The sequence below is a fragment of the Streptococcus orisasini genome (genome assembly GCF_001431045.1).
In the GTDB taxonomy this organism is placed as follows: domain Bacteria; phylum Bacillota; class Bacilli; order Lactobacillales; family Streptococcaceae; genus Streptococcus; species Streptococcus orisasini.
This window is the reverse complement of the sequence record NZ_BCLE01000012.1, coordinates 1-19,813: the sequence shown is the minus strand read 5'-3', so window position 1 is coordinate 19,813 and position 19,813 is coordinate 1. Positions and strand designations below refer to the sequence as shown.

Genomic DNA, 19,813 nt, shown 5'->3' with positions numbered 1-19,813 from the left:
GGATGCACCTTATCCAAATAATCCAACGGATCCAACAAAACCGCAGAATCCGAGTGATCCAGGCTATCCAGTCATTCCACATGTTCCGGGCTATACACCGGTAGATCCCAAGGATCCAAACGACCCTAATGATGATGTGCCGTTGACGCCAGTGGATCCTAACGACCCATCTAAGGGTTACATTCCGCCAAAACCAGAGGATCCGACTAAGGATAGGCTGATTAATTATGAAGCAGATAATCAAAAAGCACTCATCGACTTCGTAACTGAAAGTGGCACTCAGTTGTTAACGGTAACTGAAAATGGGGAGTCAGAAACGGTGATTCCTACAATTAAGTATGAAGCTGCTTTAAATAATTATAAGAAACTTGGTTATGAAGTGGTTAGCGATGACTTTGGTGGTGGAGCACATAATTGCGATACCGATACGACTATTACCAAAACAATGCCTTGGTTTGCTTGTCCGATAACTATGCATAATTTCGACACTAATGCAGCTGTTGACCAACTCTTCACAGTCGTGCTTCGTGAACGTATCGAACCATTTGACCCAAGCACTCCGCCAGTACCGGGTCAGCCTGTAAATCCAAGTGATCCTAATAGCCCTGTATGGCCAGATAATGTGAAGGATCAGCTGGGTACCGAAACGGTTACTCGTACAGTCAAGTATGTCTATGTCAAAGACAATTCACAAGCTGCACCTTCAGTGGCTGAAACACTGACCTTCAAACGCCTTGCCAAGGTGAACCTGGTCACGGGTGCTGTAACCTTTGATGCTTGGACAGCTGTGGACACAACGTTTGATGCAGTTAAGTCGCCTGTTATTACTGGATTTATTGCGAATAAGGTTAGTGTGGCGAAAGTCACGGGTGTACAAGCCACAGACGCAGATAGCGAAGTCCTTGTCACTTACACAGCGCTTGGTAAGTATGTTCCAAACATTCCAAATGTACCAAACTTCCCAGACACACCTTATCCAAATGATCCGACAGATCCAACAAGGCCACAAGAACCGAAGGATCCAGGTTATCCAGTCATTCCACATGTTCCGGGCTACACGCCGGTAGATCCCAAGGATCCCAACGACCCTAAGGACGATGTGCCATTGACACCAGTAGACCCGAACGACCCATCTAAGGGATACATTCCGCCGACACCAGAGGATCCGACTAAGGATACACCAATCAATTATGTGCCAAATGAGTATAAAATTCCAGCTGATTTCCCAACTTATGATTTACCAGAGTTGGATATTCCTGTTATTCCAACTGAGTTAATTGTTCCTATAATTCCAAGTGAACCTAAATCCAACGAAGATGTTTCAAATACTTCTGTCATGCCATCTTCTGAAAAACCAGCAGCTTCTGGAGATGAAGGAAACCAAGCGATTGCTCAGCTTCCAAGCACGGGTGATAAATCTAATCATGCTGCTGTGGCGGGCTTAGTTACTCTTCTTGCAGCAAGCATACTTGCTCTTGCTAAGAAAGGCAAAAAAGAGGAATAAGTAAGTCAATTTGCTTACATGATTATGCTTTTTGCAGTGTACTTATTGATCGGCATTGAAATTCTAGAGAAAAGTCCTTAGAATGATGAATTGCACTCCAACGGAACAGTTGGGGTGCTTTTTAATGAAAGAAAAACCTGAAGATAAACTAGAAATCTATTCTGTTAAAGAAAGTTGAAATATCAGACCTGCAAATCCGCTGACAGTTTGGGATGAGCCTTACTGCCTCAGAATATAAGGTTTAGCTGATAAGGGATAGCTACAGAGAGCCAAAATGTCCGAAAAGGGAGAAGCAACTCGTGTTTTTTTTAAATTTGTAATAGGTTCAGTAAGGCTGAATATATAAAAATGATTAATAAATATACACAAAATAGCTGACCATTTTGTAAGGATGCGGTAGAATAATTTTAAAACCCAAAAAGGAGACTGTTATGACAGTAAGGCGGAACCGGTAGGTATTAAAAGAAATCTAGGTGCTGGCAGACAATTAAGATGGACTGTAGCAAGAAGTTCTTGAGGTATTTCGTGATGATAAAACATCTTACTTAATAGAGAGGATATGATGGAGATGACAAAGACGGTTGTTAAATTAATCCTCCTTTGCATGGAGGACAAGGAACAATTTATTCTTGATAATCAAGAAGCGTTTAATTATGGAGCGCTGGAAGAGTTTGGTAGAAGAGATAATCATTTTGAAGAAGATGGAGAGATTATCTCACGGGAGGCCATTGTTAACTCGATTGACAGCGGTCAGGCGTACAGAATTTTATGGGATGGTAAGAAAGTCGGCGGTTTGGTTGTAAAAGTGGATGGTCAACAGGGCGAACTTGATTTGCTGTTTATAGCACCTGCTTTTCACAGTAAAGGGATTGGTTATGCTGCTTGGTGTGAGGTAGAGCGGCTTTTCCCTGAGGTGAAGGTCTGGGAAACAGTGACTCCTTATTTTGAAACAAGAAACATCCATTTTTATGTCAATCGCTGCGGTTTTCATATTATTGAATTCTTTAACAGCCATCATCTTAATCCTAATGATCCTGATAACAGGCATGAACTAGAAGATGAACAGTTTGCGGATGGAATGTTTAGGTTTCAAAAAAAATACAACATAAATTCTGAGATATGAAGAGGCTGGGCAAGACAGCAATCATGGCTATTTTTTCCACTCCCTTGTTTATTTAAAAAATATTTTAGTATTTCAAGGTTAATTCAATACCAATGGTTTATACTAATAAGAGCAGACTTTAAAATATAAGGGAAAAAATCGTATGCGAATTCTAGTTGTCGAAGATGAAAAAAGTATTTCAGAAGCTATAAAGGCTATTTTAGAAGAGGCTCACTACGATGTTGACTTAGCATTTGACGGAGAAACGGGGATGGATTATATTTTAACGGAACTTTATGATTTGGTTTTGTTGGATATTATGCTGCCTCAGATGGATGGTATGACAGTCTTGAAACGGGTTCGTCAGTTAGGTACAGAAGTTCCGATTATTTTTCTTACAGCTAAGTCTCAGTTGGATGATAAGGTATCTGGTCTTGATTTGGGAGCAGATGATTACATAACGAAACCTTTTGAAGCAGATGAATTGCTAGCCCGTATTCGTGCAAGAACTCGTCAGTCTTCTATCCTAAAAGTTAATCATCTGAAACTGGGAAATATTATGCTGAATTTGGATAATCGTGAATTAAGCGCTAATAATCATGAAGTTAAGCTGTCTAATAAAGAATTTCTACTAATGGAAACTCTGCTGCGGCATCCCGGCCAAATTATTCCTAAAAATCAGTTGATTCTGAAGGTTTGGGGGCCAATGGACGGTTCGGAATATAATCAGCTGGAAGTTTTTATTTCTTTTTTGAGAAAAAAGCTCCGCTTTTTAAAGGCCAATGTAGCAATTAAAACAACTAAAGGGGTTGGTTATTCTTTAGAGGAAGGTCCTAAGAAGGTATGTTAACTAAACTTCGTAAGCAATTTGTTATTATTACTATGTCTTTGCTGGCAGCGGTCATCCTTTTATTATTTTTTATCAGTAATCACTATGACCGCTACTGGGATGATTACGATACTTATCGGATTGTTAAACTTGTGGCTAAAAATGGCTATGTTAAAGACTATTCAGATGAAGCTATTGCTATGGTTACTGTCGAGGAAGATGGAAAAACCACTATTATGGTTAATGACACAGATCTGTCTGATAAAGATGTAAAAAAGGTAAGCCGTTCTCTCTTGAAAAGAAGTAAAAAGGATTGGAAATGGCGAAACTATGTTTATTCTTTTAAGGAGAAGAAAGATGGCGTCTGGCAGTTGGTTTTCATTGATTTGGACAGTTATTCGAGCTCATCTGGGCAGTTTTTACTGACTATTGTCTTTACTGTTTTTGGCTTTTTACTTCTGACGGGTGTCAGCATTTATCTATCGCGCTTTATTATCCAGCCGGCTCAGGATGCTATTAATCGAGAAAAGCAGTTTGTTTCTGATGCCAGCCATGAATTGAAAACACCTATTGCAGCTATTCGGGCCAATGCTCAAGTGCTGCAAAATCAGACTGAACCTAACCGTTACTTGGATCACATTCTTTCAGAAACCAAACGAATGGAGCATCTGGTACAGGACTTACTTGGCCTCTCCAAATTGGATGGGAATGAGCAGATAGTGAACTTTACTAGGGTCAATTTATCAAAAATCTGTGAAGAGATGATTCTCAGTTATGAAAGTTTGGCTTATGAAGAAGGTAAGCTAATCGAAGATCAGATAGCCGATGATGTTTGGGTTCTGGGACAAGAGTCGCAATTGAAACAGTTAATTACCATCTTATTGGACAATGCCATTAAGTACTCGCTGGATAAGAGCGTTATTCACATCAGCCTGAAACAAGAGAAAAAGAAGGCTGTTCTGCAGGTATCAAATCCAAGTCAGGCTTATTCAGAAGAAGTCATGGACAATTTGTTTGAACGTTTTTATCAGGCGGAAGGTTCTCGCCACAGCACATCTAGTTTTGGTCTTGGATTAGCCATTGCTAAGGGAATTGTTAAGCATCACCAAGGACAGGTGAAGGCTTGGCAGGACAAGGGAGCAATGTTTTTGGAAGTACGCCTGCCGGTCAAATAAGGAGTTAATTAATGAAAGCATTTGTTCAGTTTTTACTGAGAACACTAGTTTATACTTTGATTTTTTTGATTTTAATTTATTTTTTCAGTTATCTTGGTCATGGTCAAGGCAACTTTATCTATAACGAATTCTAGAAAGGGTCGCATGCATGTTGCACGATATGATTGACAATCTTGAGCAGCTGGCTCAGACACAGGGGAATTTTCCCGTCTACGATATTTTAGGAGAGGTTCACACTTATGGTGATTTAAAGGCCGATTCCGACTCTTTGGCAGCCTACATTGATTCCATGAAGGTAGCTGCTAAATCACCTGTCTTGGTTTTTGGCGGTCAGGAGTATGAAATGCTGGCTAGTTTTGTGGCACTGACTAAGTCAGGTCACGCTTATATTCCAGTGGATCAGCATTCAGCTTTAGAACGCATTGAGGATATTATAGAAATAGCAGAGCCCAGTCTCATTATTTCCGTTGGAGATTTTCCCTTGGATGTTAAGTCTGTTCCAGTTATTGAACTAGCACAGCTAAGAGATGTTTTTGCACAAAAGGCGTCTTATGAGCTGACGCATTCTGTCAAGGGGAACGACAATTACTACATTATCTTTACCTCTGGCACGACTGGTAAGCCCAAGGGGGTGCAAATTTCTCATGATAATCTGCTCAGCTTTACCAATTGGATGATTTCAGCAGAAGCTTTCTCAGTTCCTGATAGGCCGCAGATGCTGGCGCAGCCGCCTTATTCTTTTGATTTGTCGGTCATGTACTGGGCACCGACCTTGGCTAAAGGGGGTACGCTTTTTGCCCTGCCGAAAGAATTGACAACAGATTTTAAACGCCTCTTTGATACCATCAATCAAATGCCAATCCAAGTCTGGGTCTCAACGCCGTCCTTTGTGGATATGGCTATGCTGTCAGATGATTTCAATACTGAGACTTTGCCGCACTTGACTCGTTTTTATTTCTGTGGGGAGGAGCTGACGGTCAAGACAGCGCAAAAACTGCACGAGCGTTTTCCTCATGCGTGTATTGTTAATGCCTATGGTCCAACTGAGGCAACTGTAGCCCTGTCAGCTCTTACAGTGACTGATGAGATTTTAGCCACTTGCAAACGGCTGCCCATTGGCTATACTAAGCCTGACTCACCAACTTTTATCATTGATGAAGACGGCAATAAACAGCCTAATGGTCAGCAAGGTGAGATCATTGTGACTGGGCCTGCTGTATCCAAAGGCTATCTTAATAACCCTGAACGTACAGAAGCGGCCTTCTTTGAATTTGATGGTCTGCCTGCTTATCATACAGGGGATGTTGGGATGATGACTGATGAAGGCCTGCTCATCTATGGCGGTCGCTTGGATTTCCAGATTAAATTTAACGGCTATCGCATTGAGCTGGAAGAAGTATCGCAGAATCTAAACAAGTCCCAATACGTCAAATCAGCAATTGCTGTGCCTCGTTATAATAAAGACCATAAGGTGCGAAATCTCTTGGCCTATGTTGTCCTTAAAGAAGATGTCAGCAAGCAATTTGACCGGGAACTAGACATCACCAAGGCCATCAAGGAAGATTTAAAAGACATCATGATGGATTACATGATGCCATCCAAATTCCTCTATCGAGACAGTCTACCGTTGACCCCAAATGGCAAGATTGACATTAAGAGTTTGATGAGTGAGGTAAATAATCGATGATTGACTTTCTCCATCAGCTGCCTCATTTAGAGGCTTATGGCAATCCCCAGTATTTTATTTATTTGATTGCGGCAGTGCTGCCAATTTTTGTCGGACTCTTTTTTAAGAAACGCTTTCCAATTTATGAAGCATTGGTCAGTTTAGCTTTCATCGTGCTCATGCTAACAGGCAAGCATCTTTATCAGCTAGCATCGCTGCTTATTTACGTCATTTGGCAGCTCGTGTTGGTTTACAGTTATAGATTTTACCGAAAAGTTTATAATAACAAGTGGATTTTTTATCTTTGGGTATTTCTGTCAGTCTTGCCGCTGGCTTTTGTGAAAATCAGTCCGCTGATTGAAGTGGAAAATCGTGCCTCACTCTTTGGTTTCTTAGGAATTTCTTATTTGACCTTCCGTGCAGTGGGCATGATTATGGAAATGCGTGATGGAGTACTGATAGATTTTAGCCTTTGGCAATTCCTTCGCTTTCTGCTTTTTATGCCAACTTTCTCCAGTGGACCAATTGATCGCTTCAGACGTTTCAATGAAGATTATGAAAGCATTCCTGAGCGCGAAGAATTGCTGGATATGTTGGAACAATCAGTTCGCTATATCATGCTAGGCTTTCTCTATAAATTCATTTTGGCCTATATCTTTGGACAAGTATTTATGAATCCTGTTAAGCTGATAGCTTTGCAGCGGGGTGGTATCTTCAATCTGCCGGCACTTGGTGTCATGTATGCCTATGGTTTAGATCTTTTCTTTGACTTTGCAGGCTATAGTATGTTTGCCCTAGCTATTTCCAACCTCATGGGAATTAAGAGCCCTGCCAATTTTAACCAGCCTTTCAAATCACGTGATTTGAAGGAATTCTGGAATCGTTGGCACATGAGCTTGTCTTTCTGGTTCCGTGACTTTGTCTTTATGCGTCTGGTTAAGGTCATGGTCCAAAATAAAATTTTCAAAAACCGTAATGTCACATCAAGTGTCGCCTACATCATCAACATGCTCATCATGGGTTTCTGGCATGGAGTGACTTGGTATTATATTGCCTATGGGCTTTTCCATGGTTTTGGTCTGGTCATCAATGATTGGTGGCTGCGCAAGAAGAAAAAAATCAACAAGGAACGGAAAAGCAAGGGTCAAAAGCCGCTTCCGGACAACAAATGGACTAAGGCTTTGGGTATCGTCATTACTTTTAATACGGTCATGCTGTCCTTCCTGATATTTTCAGGCTTTTTGGACCAGCTCTGGTTCCCTAAACCACTGATAAAACCGTAAACTTTATTGATGAAGAAGTGGGAAAAACAGCAATGCATCCACAAGACAATGTAATCTAAGAAAGACTGTAAACAAATCTCCATTTGCCTACCTTGATCAGCAAAGAAGTCTGCAGACTACCATATAAATTCCACGAACGCAAACGAGTTTAAAGGATACTTCCGCCGTGATAAAAGTGTCAGAAATGGTAAATTTAAGCCAATTCTGACACTCGGAAACTTTGAGACCGTGGCTCAAAGTTTAGGCATGGAATTCCCTAGGAAGTCGCTGCCATCCGACATCACCTAAGGAAGTATCAAAGAAAAAGGACTTTTTCTTCAAGTTAATGTAATCTAGGAAGATTACGTATAATCATTTGTTTCATTTTTCTTAGCGTCGTAGACGCCTGGACTTTCTTCGATTTCATCTGTGAAAGTCCTAGTCGTCCTGACGTGAGGAGCGTCTTCAAAATCGAAGATTTGAACTTATAGTGACGTGGAGATTTATCTCCCGACACTAATCATTGGATGACGCCCTTTGTATCTTAACTAACTGAACACGCCCTAAAAGCGTCGTGAAAAAGATAAGCTTCCTTGTGTGTGAACCACACAGCGTCAGCTTCCTATTTTCATCTCGCTTTCTTGACGCTCCGACTTTCAAAACGATTCTTTTTGGAAGTCGGAGCTAATGGCCAATGTAGAAAAAGCCTATAAGCTTTTTCGTTTAGTGACGTGGAGATTTATCTCCCGGCACTAATCATTGGGTAACGGGCTTTGTATCTTAACTAACTGAACACGGGCTAAACGCTGTGTCAAAAAGATAGAAATCCTAGAGTCTTGAGGACTCTTTGGCTTTCTCCTATTTTGACTTTGCGTTCTTGACGCTCCGACTTTCAAAACGATTCTTTTTGGAAGTCGGAGCAAATGGCCAATGTAGAAAAAGCCTATAAGCTTTTTCGTTTAGTGACGTGGAGATTTATCTCCCGACACTAATCATTGGGTGACGCCCTTTGTATCTTAACTAACTGAACACGGGCTAAACGCTGTGTCAAAAAGATAGAAATCCTAGAGTCTTAAGGACTCTTCGGCTTTCTCCTATTTTGACTTTGCGTTCTTAACGCCCTTTGTATCTTAATAAAGGAGTAACTAACAATGGATGTAAAATCAGAAGTATTAGCAATTATTGATGATCTTTTCATGGAAGATGTTTCTGACATGATGGATGAGGATTTATTTGATGCGGGTGTGCTTGACAGTATGGGAACTGTTGAGTTGATTGTGGAGCTGGAAAATCATTTTGGTATCACTATTCCTGTATCAGAATTTGGTCGTGATGACTGGAATACGGCCAATAAAATTATTGTAGGAATAGAGGAGTTGCGTCATGCTTAAACGCCTCTGGCTGATTTTAGGTCCTGTTTTTTGCGCTTTGCTGTTGGCAATAGCCCTTATCGCTTTTCAGCCTGTGACTGTGAAGCACTCTTTAACAGCTGAAAAAAATGATGCGGTGGCTTTGACTAAGGCTGGTTTTAAAAGCAAATATAAAAAAGTTCGCGCCTTGACAGACCCCAAGCATCGCTTTATCCCCTTTTTTGGGTCGAGTGAATTGTCGCGGCTGGACAAAATGCATCCCTCGGTTTTAGCGCAGGCTTATCACCGGAATTACATACCTTATCTATTGGGGCAAAAGGGTGCGGCTTCTTTGACACACTACTTTAGCATTCAGCAGATTAGTAAAGAGCTTGAAAATAAGCAAGCTGTCTATATCATCTCTCCGCAGTGGTTTGTAGCTGAAGGGGCTAATTCTCGTGCTTTTCAAAATTATTTTAGCAACAGTCAGCTCATTGATTTTTTGCAAAACCAGACAGGCAGTCCTTATAATCGGTATGCTGCTAAGCGTTTCTTGAAACTTTGTCCAGATTCAGAGTTTAGATATTTGGTGGAAAAAGCAGCAAAAGGAAAAGAAATGAGTTCTTCAGATCTGTCCTTACTGGCCTTAAAAGAGAAAATTTTGGTCAAAGAAGATGCCTTTTTCAGCAATCTGCCATTTTTTAACAGTTACAAGAAAAAAGTGTTATCTAAGACAGCAGGTTTACCAAAGAATTTTTCCTATGCTGCATTAAAACGGATAGCCACTAAAGAAGGAAAAAAATCAACGTCTAACAATAACTTTGGCATTGAAAATACTTTCTACAGCATGCGTGTGCAGCGTCAGCTTAAACGATTGAAAAAATCTCAAAAGTTCTTTGACTATACCAGGTCTCCTGAATACAACGATTTGCAGCTAGTATTGAACCAATTTGCGAAAAAAAAGACCAATGTCCTTTTTGTTATTCCGCCAGTTAACAGTAAGTGGGCTGCCTTTACAGGGCTTGATAGAGCTATGTATCAAAAATCTGTTGCCAAAGTTAAGTATCAGCTGCAGAGTCAGGGCTTTACCAATATTGCCGATTTTTCAAAGGACGGCAGTAAAACCTACTTCATGCAGGACACTATCCACATGGGTTGGAACGGCTGGCTGGAACTGGATAAGGTAGTTACTTCTTTTCTTGGTCAAGAGCAAAAAGCTCCGACCTATACCCTTAACAAGCGTTTCTTGAAAAAAGATTGGGCTAATTTTACGGGTCAGCCAGAAAAATTCTAGATTAGAAGTACCTAATGAACTGTGCAGGGGAAAATTCTAGGTTAGCTAAAGCTAGCAGACTTTCTCCCAATCACTGCCTTATGATGTTAAAATGAATCCTAATTGGGGAGGTTGGATTTGACCAACTTCCTTTTTGTATATTGCTCTAAAAAATTTGCTGAACCTCTTGTAACTTTCTTCCCTTATTCTCTCATTTCTTCCATTTCTCCAAAAAGTGCTATAATAAAGTTAGTTGAAATCGATTTCATATAAGCTAACAAATCTACAGGTATAACTGTTTGAGGTGGACAGTTGGCCAGAGGAGATTTGAAGCATTTCTGTTGAACTTTATACTGAATCGATTGGATGCCGAAAAGGCAAATCATGATTTAAGGGAGGAAAAGTCAATGAATACAATAGAAGCAATCACAAGCCGCTATGCTTGTCGGAAGTTTACACAGACACAGCTTACAGATGCAGAGACGAAACTTTGATTCAAGCTGCTAACGCAGCCCCAGCGGGAATGGGTGATTACAGCGGACTGAAGCTGACTGTTGTACAAAGTCAAGAAAAACTTGAAGCTATTGAGGTAGCCGCTGCACCTGGTATGCCTAGGGTGGGAGATCACCCGACTTATCAAGCACCAACATTAATGATACTCAGTGCAAAAGTCAATGAGCAAGTTCCCATGATTTCTCATTGTAATGTGTCTACTGCAGCTGAAAATATCATGCTAGCAGCGACAGATTTGGGACTAGCTTCAGTTTTCATCATGTCTGTTCCAGCTGCTATTCAGGATAAACAAGAACTATTGGAAAAGTTGAATATTAGAGATGGCTTCAAACCTCTTGTTATCGTTGCGGTAGGACATGCAGAATCCCAAATGACAGTTGAAAAAGAAAAAAGGCTTGCAGTGGAAATACTGTAAATGCCAATTGGTTCATATCAAAAAGAGAGCAGGTATCTCTACAGGAAGGCTCCCGCAGGATGTCTGCTCTTTGTGTATTTAATGGTAAGATGTGATAATAGGTTTTCAAAATAGCAACGAGAAAGAGATAGGAGAGATAACGATGATTGCTGCGCAATCACCTACAAAAGGGTGCCATCTTAGAAGCTTACGTATAAATATTGAAAGGAAAATTAATGACTGATAAACATTTGCACGAAATTCGCGTATTTGAAAATTTTGATATGGTTTCTTTTGAGAAAGGCCATGTAGTGGTGACGACAGAAGTAGTGGACAAATCCTTGAATTACTACGGTTTTGCCCATGGTGGCTATATCTTTACCCTGTGTGACCAAATCAGCGGCTTGGTTTCTATTTCGACCGGCTTTGATGCGGTGACGCTTCAGTCCAGCATTAATTATTTAAAATCGGGAAAGCTGGGAGATACACTACTGATTGATGGACGTTGTGTCCATGATGGACGGACAACAAAAGTAGTTGATGTCACCGTAACCAATCAGCTGGAACAAGAAGTGGCCAAGGCTACCTTTACCATGTTTGTCACAGGAAAACGCAAGGAATCCTGAGCTTCTTAGGCAAAACTCAATAAGAAGTTTTGCTGTAGGCTATCTGAAAACTGATTCGTCGTAGAAAAAAGAGAGTGTGTCCCACTCTCTTTAGCTTGAAGAAAAAGTCCTTTTTCTTTGATACTTCCTTAGATGATGTCGGACGGCAGCGACTTCCTAGGGAATTCCATGCCTAAACTTTGAGCCACGGTCTCAAAGTTTCCGAGTGTCAGAATTGGCTAAAATTCACCATTTCTGACACTTTCATCACGGCGGAAGTATCCTTTAAACTTGTTTAGGTTCGTGGAATTTATATGGTAGTCTGCAGACTTTTTTGCTGATCAAGGTAGGCAAATGGAAATTTGTCTACAGTCTGAAGAGAGTGTAGACAAATCTCTTTAGCTATTATGGTAAAAATTTGCCAGCTGCCAGATAGAGCTGATACCATTCATGGTGAGTCAGTTCTACATCGGCTGCTGCACAGACATCAATAAGGTGTTTGGGATTCATGGTTCCGACAATTGCTTGCATTTTGGCTGGGTGGCGCAGGATCCAAGCGATAGCTATAGCAGCTTTAGATACGCCGTATTTATCGCCCAGTTCTTGCAGGGCTTGATTGAGTTGTGGGAATTTAGGGCTGTCTATAAAGCTGCCTTCAAACATACCATATTGGAGCGGTGACCAAGCTTGGATAGTGATGTCGTTCAAACGGCAGTAGTCTAGGGTACCGTTGTCGCGGTCAATAGACATATCAGTTGTCTTATTGTTGACATAGAGAGCTTGATCAATGAGCTGAGATTGTTCCAAAGAAAGCTGCAGCTGATTGAAAACAAGCGGCTGCTTAACGTATTTTTTGAGCAGTTCCATCTGAAGCGTTGGCACATTGCTGACACCGAAATGGCGCACTTTTCCGCTTTGTTCCAATTCATCGAAAGCTTGCGCGACTTCCTCAGGATCAAAGATCAAATCAGGTCTATGTAACAAAACAGCGTCCAAGTAGTCAAGCTTCATACGGCGCAAGCTGTCATCAACACTTGAGAGAATATTTTCTTTGGTCCAGTCAAATTCATTGCGTTCAAAGCAGAGACCGACTTTGGACTGAATAATGACATCCTCGCGTTTAATGCCAGTCAAAGCAAAAGCATCACCAAAGCGAGTTTCAGCCTCATCACTGCCATAGCAGGTAGCATTGTCAAAGAAATTCACGCCGTTTTCGACAGCTGTCTGATTTTTATATCAAAGCTGATTTAAATAGTATGCTATAATGTCAGTGGGAGGGATGGCCATGCGGCGCTTCATAAAGATAGCAGCTTTGCTTTTGGCATGCATTATAGGCATTGGTGGAATAAGAGCCTTCTATATATTTGTTGTTGACGAGACTGGTGATACTTCACATGTCACCATTAATTACGGGCATTCAAAATTGTATTCCCAAAAGGAAAGAGAAGCTGCTGCCAAAACCATTTTAAGAAAATTTGCTTCTTTTGAGAACTGTCGATTAGAAAAGCTCAGTTACACCTCGGATAAGCAGTCTCAACAAGAACTCAAACAACGGAAAAAAATGGATACTAGACGATATCAGGAAGGTTATGATAAAAAGAATGTTGCCAAGTCTTATGATGACTGTATTGTTTTTATATCAGTTTTTACAACAGGCAGTGATCCAGATCCGGGATTCAGTCCCCATGACCGTTATAATGGCTGGCGATGGATTGTAGTCAGAAGAAAGAACGGTTCCTGGCGTCTTTATGCCTATGGACACGAATAAAAGACATCGGGGTCAAGGCAGACAACATATTTATGTATTTGGTTTAAAAGTACGGTGCTACGAGCTGCTGAGACCAGTTTGTAGTATGATGTCCAAATCCTGTACAAGGAAACAGAAAAGACTGTCCTGCTTGCTGATTTGGGATGGTTTTGTGATTTTATCTTAGACTTAACTACTATATGATTGTTATTTGTGAAAGGAGCTGACATGACAGCATATAAGCACTTGGTTCAATATTATGAAACGGATCGCATGGGCATTACCCATCATTCCAATTATATTCGCTGGATGGAAGAGGCGCGTGTTCATTTTTTGACAGAAATCGGCTGGCCCTATGATAAATTGGAAGAAGAAGGCATCATCTCTCCAGTCGTCTCAGTCAACTGTCACTATTTAGCGACCTCAACCTTTGCCGATGAGATTACCATTGTCATTACTGTAGCGAAGGTTAAAGCTGCGCGATTGGTCTTTCATTACCAAATGACCAATCAAAAGGGAGAAACTGTCTGTCAGGCTCAGTCTGAGCACAGCTTTTTAGCTCAAAGTGGTACCTTTATCAATATCAAAAAAGAATATCCCGACTTTTACAGCAAGTTATTAGAACTTAGTCAGTCTTGACAGTGACTGACTGTCAAACTAAAATCGCTCTTTTTTGACCTTTCAATGTTATAATAAGTTTATAAGATTAGAAGGAGGTCGTTACGATGATTGCTATTACAGGTGTGACAGGAAAATTAGGGGGTAAGGCTGCTGAACTCGTTTCGAAAAAAGGAATTGCAGCCAGACACCTTGCTCGAAATCCACAAAAAGCGACTAATTATGACAATGCTGAAATTGTCAGGGCTGCTTTTGAAAATTCTCCAGAAGCTATTAAAGCTCTAAAGGGAATTGATACCTTGCTGATGGTATCTGCTTCAGAAAGTCCCAATCGTTTGCAGCAGCATTTTGATTTTATTGATGCGGCAGCAAGTGCAGGTGTCAAGCATATTATTTACACTTCTTTTTATAATGCTAATGCTGAGGCTGATTTTACTTTAGCGCGCGATCATGCTGAGACAGAAAACTACATCAAAGAAAAAGGCTTTGTCTATACTTTTTTGCGGGATAATTTTTATTTGGATTTCTTTTTGGATCTGTGTTTAGAAAATGGTGAAATTCGCGGACCAGCCGGCGATGGAAAAGTATCTGCTGTCGCTCGGCAGGATGTTTCTGAAGTGGCAGCAGCAATTTTAGCTGATCCTCATCAATGGGAAAATCAAACATTAAACATGACTGGACCAGAAGATTTGTCCATGACTGATATTGTTCAATTTGTCGGCAAAGAAAGAGGTCAAACCATTCCTTATATCAATGAAACGATTGAAGAAGCCTATCAGTCACGCAAGGCTTGGCCGGCGCAAGCCTGGGAATACGATGCTTGGGTCAGTACTTATACAGCCATTCAAAAAGGCGAACAAGCTGGAGTTTCCTCTGATATTGAGCGTGTCCTTGGACGTCCAGCGACCTCTTTGCAACAATTAATGAGTCAAAAAACTGACTTGAGATAAATTGCTGATTTTGTAAAGGAACCATTCATGATTGTATTAACTTATTTAGATGCTTACCAAACTAAAAGAGAAAGCCATTTTAACAACCTTGAAGAATTTCTGTTGTCACTCAGCGGCTGCGTGACCCTGCCGGATTCTTATCGAGTTGTGTCTTTGACCTACAAAGGACAGGATGTCGGCTATAAAGGACTGGTTGGGGATTTATACCGTACCGTTAGTCAAATGGACTGGCGGCAGTTTGAATCAAATTAAATCCTAGCTGCTAAAAGAAGCTGCTTGCTAGAAAAGAAAATAATAAAAGCGGGAAAATCGTGTGTTCAAACGAACAGATTTTTCCCGCTTTTTGATTTTAATCTAACTTATCAAGAAATTTTTTAATATCAATAGTGACGCGCGTGTGATCTCCCTTGCCGATGAGCTTATCACCCTCGTAAACCTCAATATTGAAATGGGAGCGCCGCCCGTCTTTTTCTACATCTAAGATTTTGACGTCCACTGTTTTTCCGATTTTAGTAGCAGCTAGGTGTTGAACAGAAATTTGAGCACCGACCGTTGTTGTTGCCACATCTAAATCTTCTTCACAATACAAAAAAGCTGCATTTTCTATGAAAGCAATCATACTGGGAGTTGATAAAACGTTAAGACAGCCTGAGCCCCAGTTCATAGCTGAATGTTCAGAGGTAGTAGTATAAGATTTACTGTAAATAGACATGGTTGCCTCCTTTTGTTGTCGAAATATAGAGCCTAATATTAGCTCTTAGTCTAACTTTAGCACATTTAATTTTAAATCACAAATAATTTCTGTAAGCGTTTCCTATAATAATATATTTTAGTCAAAAGTTGCACTTATAAAATTTCTGAAATGACAATTTTTAAAGTTTTTGAATACAGGAAAGAGGAGGGTTTGAGAGTTGATTATATCAATTGTAAGGTAACAGTCATTATCAAAAATAAAAATTAAAAGAAAAAAGCCAGAAATATTGCAATTTATTTACTAAACTGTTACAATGACGTTGGTTACTTTAGTTTTAGAGTATAGAGGCTTCTGAAATTATTAGAATCATCCATAAAAATTATAGGAAAGGTTATACCTTATGCAATCTAGGAGATCAAAGTATTCTATCCAGAAAAAAGAATACTTTTCTATTCGGAAATTTAAGTTTGGTGCAGCATCAGCCCTTATTGGAGTCAGTTTATTTGCCACTGGTGCTGCTTTGGCAGAAGAACAGACGCAAATTCAATCTGCGGCAGTGACTACTCAAGCATCGGCCGATGGGGGATCCCAAACGGTTTTATCAGAGCAGAGTGTAAGCCCATCACAGGACCTTACTCCATCACAGGCTGCTACCGATACTACTGTTGTTGCTGATGAAACTCCTGCAAATAGTCCTTTAACAGACAGCGCGTCGACAGAAAACTCACAGAATCAAGTAACATCAGCAGCTGCTGATGAAGAAAATACCAATGATTCGTCTACAGCTGTTCAAGAACAAGCGCCTGCTCAAGAGCAAACAGCTGCTAAGACAGAAGACAAAACAGTACAAACAACAACTGCTGATAATCAGAATGCCTATATTTTTTATAAGGTGCGCTATGTTGAACAAGGAGCTAATGGTTCTGAAACAACAGTTGCTCAAACATCAGCTAAATCGCTAGTTATTCCCGCAAATGAGCTTTCTAATAAAGTCATTACTGAAACGGCTAACTTTAATCAAGTAGGTCTATTGGGATATAGCTTATTACCAAATCAAGCTGATACGCAAGCTGTTGCAGCTTTAGAACTTCAAAAATCTAAGTATGTGACTTTCTATGTCAAAAGGAATACTCCTCAAGTTACAGCTGCAGCAAGCAATGGACAGACTTCCGCACAGCATCATAGCACGCAAATTGCTACTGAGCAGCATGGCGGTCAAGCTCAAGGGACACTGGATGTGGCTGTTGGCCGTGATTATCAATCCTTGAATGAAGCAAGCAGTATCCGTCCTATTGCCATCACAGCTAATCAATCTGGTAAGGCAATTAATCTTGTTCTTGCGGGAAGTATTGATAAAGATGAGGAAGAAGCATCAGATAGTAAGGTGGCACAGGCAGAATTGTCCTTTAGTTATACAAAAGAAGGTAATGCCCAAACAGTTGAAGGACTGCCTGCCGGTCTCTTCTATGATGCCGAAAGTGGCCAATTAACAGGGACAGTTCTCCAATCTGGGCAATATACGATTCAAGCTACTGTGCAAGCCGCTGATGGTACGACAGCTAGCAAAACGATTGATTTGGATGTTAATGCGCTGCCTAAGAGTGATCAGGCGGTCTTTTCTGGCCGTAAAATTTCTGGTATTGCCGTTAATGGTGGGATTAATGCGGTCTCAACCAAATTTAGTTACAGTGCAACTATCAATGGAAAAACAGTGACCAAGGATGGTTTGCCAGATGGCCTAGTGTATGATTCTGCTACTGGTAAAATTGAAGGACAGGTTGCTCAGGCTGGTAGCTATACTATTTTGTCGCAAGCTAGCGTCGAAGCAACAAATCCTGATGGCACTTATATTGGTTCAGGAGCTGTGACCTATGTGACAGAAAGCCGTCTGTATGTGGCTGAACAAAACGGTCCTGGCCTGCCGTCTGTCTCACTTACGGCTAATCCGATAAATGCATCAGCTGTGTCTGCTCAGCCAATCCAATCAGGTGGTTCGGTCTTTAGGGCTGCAGCAAATGGTGCTGCTCCTGTAGGAACTGTTCATCTTGGCGAAAATGCGACCCCATCCAACAATCATGATACCGCTATTGGTTACTATGCAGAAACCAATGTTGATTTGGATAATAAGGGTGGTGCAGTTGCTCTTGGTACTTATACAAAAGCCAACGGTGAAAATGCCATTGCTATCGGTAATACTGCCAATGCTAGCGCTAATTCAGCCATTGCTCTCGGTGGTAAGGCAAGTGGTGTTGGTGCAATAAATATTGGTTATACGGCCTCTGCTGATGCCCCTTCAAGTGTTAGCATAGGTTACTATGCCAATGCTCAATCGTCAAATAGTGTTGCGCTTGGTACCCAAGCTAAGTCGGAAGCTATTCTGGCTTCAGCAGTTGGTCCTTCAGCGCAAGCTACTTACTATAATTCTGTTGCTCTTGGTGCAGGTTCTATAACAGATTCTGATGCAACAACAGAAGATAGCGCTACTATTAATAACATAACTTACTCAGGATTTGCAGGTCAGACGAAAGCTGCTGGCGATCAGGTTTCAGTTGGTTATAAGGACAAAGAACGTCAGATTAAAAATGTAGCTGCAGGTGCAATTTCCGAAACATCTACAGATGCTATTAATGGTTCTCAATTGTACCTTCTGACCAGAGATTATCATTGGATTGCTACATCCGGTACTGCTGGAACAGGTACACAAAATCAAGTAAATGATACCAATGTTGCTCCTGATGCTCAGCAGGTTCATGGTGGTGATACCATTACCTTCCGCGCAGGAAATGGCCTTAATATTGAGCAAAATGGCAATGTCTTCACCTATTCGATTAATACTCAAAAACCTAAGCTTGAAATTACCCCAGGTGAAAACGGCACCTACACGGTTAAATATACTGATGCCTTTGGACAAGAAGCTTCGGCACAATTTACTGTTAATACCATTAAAGGTGAAAAAGGCGAAAAAGGTGATACAGGTGCAGCTGGCCGTGATGGCCGTGACGGTGTAGATGGTAAAGCCGGAGCCGCAGGTTACGTTAATGTCGTAGATAACAACAATGGCACCAAGACTATCACTACAGGAACTGATACCAACGGCGACGGTCTGGTCTCTGAAGATGAGAAGAACAGCGTAACCGTTTCCGATGGCGCTAAAGGTGACAAGGGAGACACTGGAGCCGCAGGTCGTGACGGCGTAAACGGCAAGGACGGTAAAGCTGGTGCTGCAGGTTATGTTAATGTCGTAGATAATAACAATGGCACTAAGACCATCACCACAGGAACGGATACTAATGGCGATGGTGTAGTCTCTGAAGACGAAAAGACTAGTGTAATAGTTTCTGACGGCGCTCAAGGAGCTAAGGGCGATAAAGGTGATACTGGAGCCAAAGGTGACACCGGTGCCGCAGGTCGTGATGGTGTAGATGGTAAAGCTGGTGCTGCTGGCTTCGTCAATGTTGTGGATAACCACGATGGCACCAAGACTATCACTACAGGTACGGACACTAATGGTGATGGCATCGTTTCTGAAGATGAAAAGAGCAGCGTGACCGTTTCCGATGGTGCCCAAGGTGTCAAAGGTGACAAGGGAGATACTGGAGCCGCAGGTCGAGATGGTGTAGACGGCAAGGATGGCAAAGCTGGCGCTGCTGGTTACATCAATGTTGTGGATAACCATGACGGTACTAAGACGCTCACCACAGGTACGGATACCAACGGTGACGGCATCGTTTCCGAAGACGAAAAGACTAGTGTGACTGTCTCTGATGGCGCTCAAGGAGCTAAAGGCGATAAGGGCGATAAAGGTGATACCGGAGCCGCAGGCCGCGATGGCCGTGATGGCGTAGATGGTAAAGCTGGCGCCGCAGGCTTCGTCGATGTCAAGGATAACAACAATGGCACTAAGACCATCACCACAGGCACCGACACCAACGGCGACGGTCTGGTCTCTGAAGATGAGAAGAACAGCGTAACCGTTTCCGATGGCGCTAAAGGTGACAAGGGAGACACCGGTGCCAAAGGTGACAAGGGAGACACTGGAGCCGCAGGTCGTGACGGCGTAGACGGCAAGGACGGTAAAGCTGGTGCTGCTGGCTTCGTCAATGTTGTGGATAACCACAATGGCACTAAAACG

General features: G+C 41.5%; 17 protein-coding genes and 1 pseudogene. 16 read left to right on the top strand and 2 right to left on the bottom strand.

The features are described from left to right. The 11 genes from SCSH_RS02655 to SCSH_RS02605 all read left to right on the top strand — a co-directional run. Positions 1–1,504, top strand: a 1,504-nt coding sequence (locus SCSH_RS02655) for a mucin-binding protein (RefSeq protein ID WP_152972495.1), incomplete at its 5' end; no start/stop codon positions are given. Positions 1,505–2,063: 559 nt separating this feature from the next. Then, positions 2,064–2,627, top strand: coding sequence for a GNAT family N-acetyltransferase (locus SCSH_RS02650; RefSeq protein ID WP_238581364.1), 564 nt, complete (start codon positions 2,064–2,066; stop codon positions 2,625–2,627). 142 nt (positions 2,628–2,769) lie between these two features. Beyond that, the gene (locus SCSH_RS02645) at positions 2,770–3,456 is read left to right on the top strand and encodes a response regulator transcription factor (RefSeq protein WP_057490351.1); all 687 of its coding nucleotides are present in this window, start codon (positions 2,770–2,772) and stop codon (positions 3,454–3,456) included. Continuing rightward, positions 3,450–4,610: a sensor histidine kinase gene (locus SCSH_RS02640; RefSeq protein ID WP_057490350.1), complete on the top strand. Its 1,161-nt coding sequence runs from the start codon at positions 3,450–3,452 to the stop codon at positions 4,608–4,610. The genes SCSH_RS02645 and SCSH_RS02640 overlap by 7 nt, the downstream gene beginning before the upstream one ends. Before the next feature lie 11 nt (positions 4,611–4,621). Then, positions 4,622–4,744, top strand: a complete 123-nt coding sequence (locus tag SCSH_RS02635) for a teichoic acid D-Ala incorporation-associated protein DltX (RefSeq protein WP_057490349.1) — start codon at positions 4,622–4,624, stop codon at positions 4,742–4,744. Between the two features lie 14 nt (positions 4,745–4,758). Then, positions 4,759–6,297 carry a D-alanine--poly(phosphoribitol) ligase subunit DltA gene (gene dltA, locus SCSH_RS02630; protein ID WP_057490348.1) on the top strand — a complete coding sequence of 513 codons (1,539 nt, stop codon included), beginning with the start codon at positions 4,759–4,761 and terminating at the stop codon, positions 6,295–6,297. Next, entirely contained in the window at positions 6,294–7,559 is a 1,266-nt protein-coding gene (gene dltB / locus SCSH_RS02625) for a D-alanyl-lipoteichoic acid biosynthesis protein DltB (protein WP_057490347.1), read from the top strand. The genes dltA and dltB overlap by 4 nt, the downstream gene beginning before the upstream one ends. 1,130 nt (positions 7,560–8,689) lie before the next feature. After that, positions 8,690–8,929: a D-alanine--poly(phosphoribitol) ligase subunit DltC gene (gene dltC / locus SCSH_RS02620; RefSeq protein WP_057490346.1), complete on the top strand. Its 240-nt coding sequence runs from the start codon at positions 8,690–8,692 to the stop codon at positions 8,927–8,929. Next, a complete protein-coding gene (dltD, locus tag SCSH_RS02615) occupies positions 8,922–10,181 on the top strand; it encodes a D-alanyl-lipoteichoic acid biosynthesis protein DltD (RefSeq protein ID WP_057490345.1) in 1,260 nt (419 codons plus the stop codon). The genes dltC and dltD overlap by 8 nt, the downstream gene beginning before the upstream one ends. Positions 10,182–10,650: 469 nt before the next feature. Next, a complete protein-coding gene (locus tag SCSH_RS02610) occupies positions 10,651–11,088 on the top strand; it encodes a nitroreductase family protein (protein WP_057490344.1) in 438 nt (145 codons plus the stop codon). 215 nt (positions 11,089–11,303) lie between these two features. Then, entirely contained in the window at positions 11,304–11,693 is a 390-nt protein-coding gene (locus SCSH_RS02605; RefSeq protein ID WP_057490343.1) for a PaaI family thioesterase, read from the top strand. A gap of 384 nt (positions 11,694–12,077) precedes the next feature. On the opposite strand, the pseudogene SCSH_RS02600 reads toward SCSH_RS02605, so the two are convergent. Beyond that, positions 12,078–12,887: pseudogene (locus SCSH_RS02600) on the bottom strand (aldo/keto reductase); the annotation flags it as partial. Positions 12,888–12,957: 70 nt separating this feature from the next. Between SCSH_RS02600 and SCSH_RS02595 the strand changes: the two are divergent. The 4 genes from SCSH_RS02595 (at position 12,958) to SCSH_RS02580 (ending at position 15,239) form a co-directional block, all read left to right on the top strand. Beyond that, complete coding sequence (locus tag SCSH_RS02595; protein ID WP_057490342.1) at positions 12,958–13,440, top strand: hypothetical protein; 483 nt, start codon at positions 12,958–12,960, stop codon at positions 13,438–13,440. A 207-nt stretch (positions 13,441–13,647) separates the two neighbouring features. Then, on the top strand, positions 13,648–14,058 hold the full coding sequence (locus SCSH_RS02590) for an acyl-CoA thioesterase (protein ID WP_057490341.1): 411 nt from the start codon (positions 13,648–13,650) through the stop codon (positions 14,056–14,058). A gap of 86 nt (positions 14,059–14,144) precedes the next feature. Continuing rightward, a complete protein-coding gene (locus SCSH_RS02585; RefSeq protein WP_057490340.1) occupies positions 14,145–14,987 on the top strand; it encodes an SDR family oxidoreductase in 843 nt (280 codons plus the stop codon). Between the two features lie 27 nt (positions 14,988–15,014). Beyond that, complete coding sequence (locus tag SCSH_RS02580) at positions 15,015–15,239, top strand: DUF4649 family protein (protein ID WP_057490339.1); 225 nt, start codon at positions 15,015–15,017, stop codon at positions 15,237–15,239. A gap of 97 nt (positions 15,240–15,336) precedes the next feature. On the opposite strand, the gene SCSH_RS02575 is transcribed toward SCSH_RS02580, so the two are convergent. Beyond that, positions 15,337–15,699: a thioesterase family protein gene (locus tag SCSH_RS02575; RefSeq protein WP_057490338.1), complete on the bottom strand. Its 363-nt coding sequence runs from the start codon at positions 15,697–15,699 to the stop codon at positions 15,337–15,339. Between the two features lie 382 nt (positions 15,700–16,081). Between SCSH_RS02575 and SCSH_RS02570 the strand changes: the two genes are divergently transcribed. Beyond that, positions 16,082–19,813: putative Ig domain-containing protein (locus SCSH_RS02570; RefSeq protein WP_082581934.1), on the top strand; the 3,732-nt coding region annotated here is incomplete at its 3' end.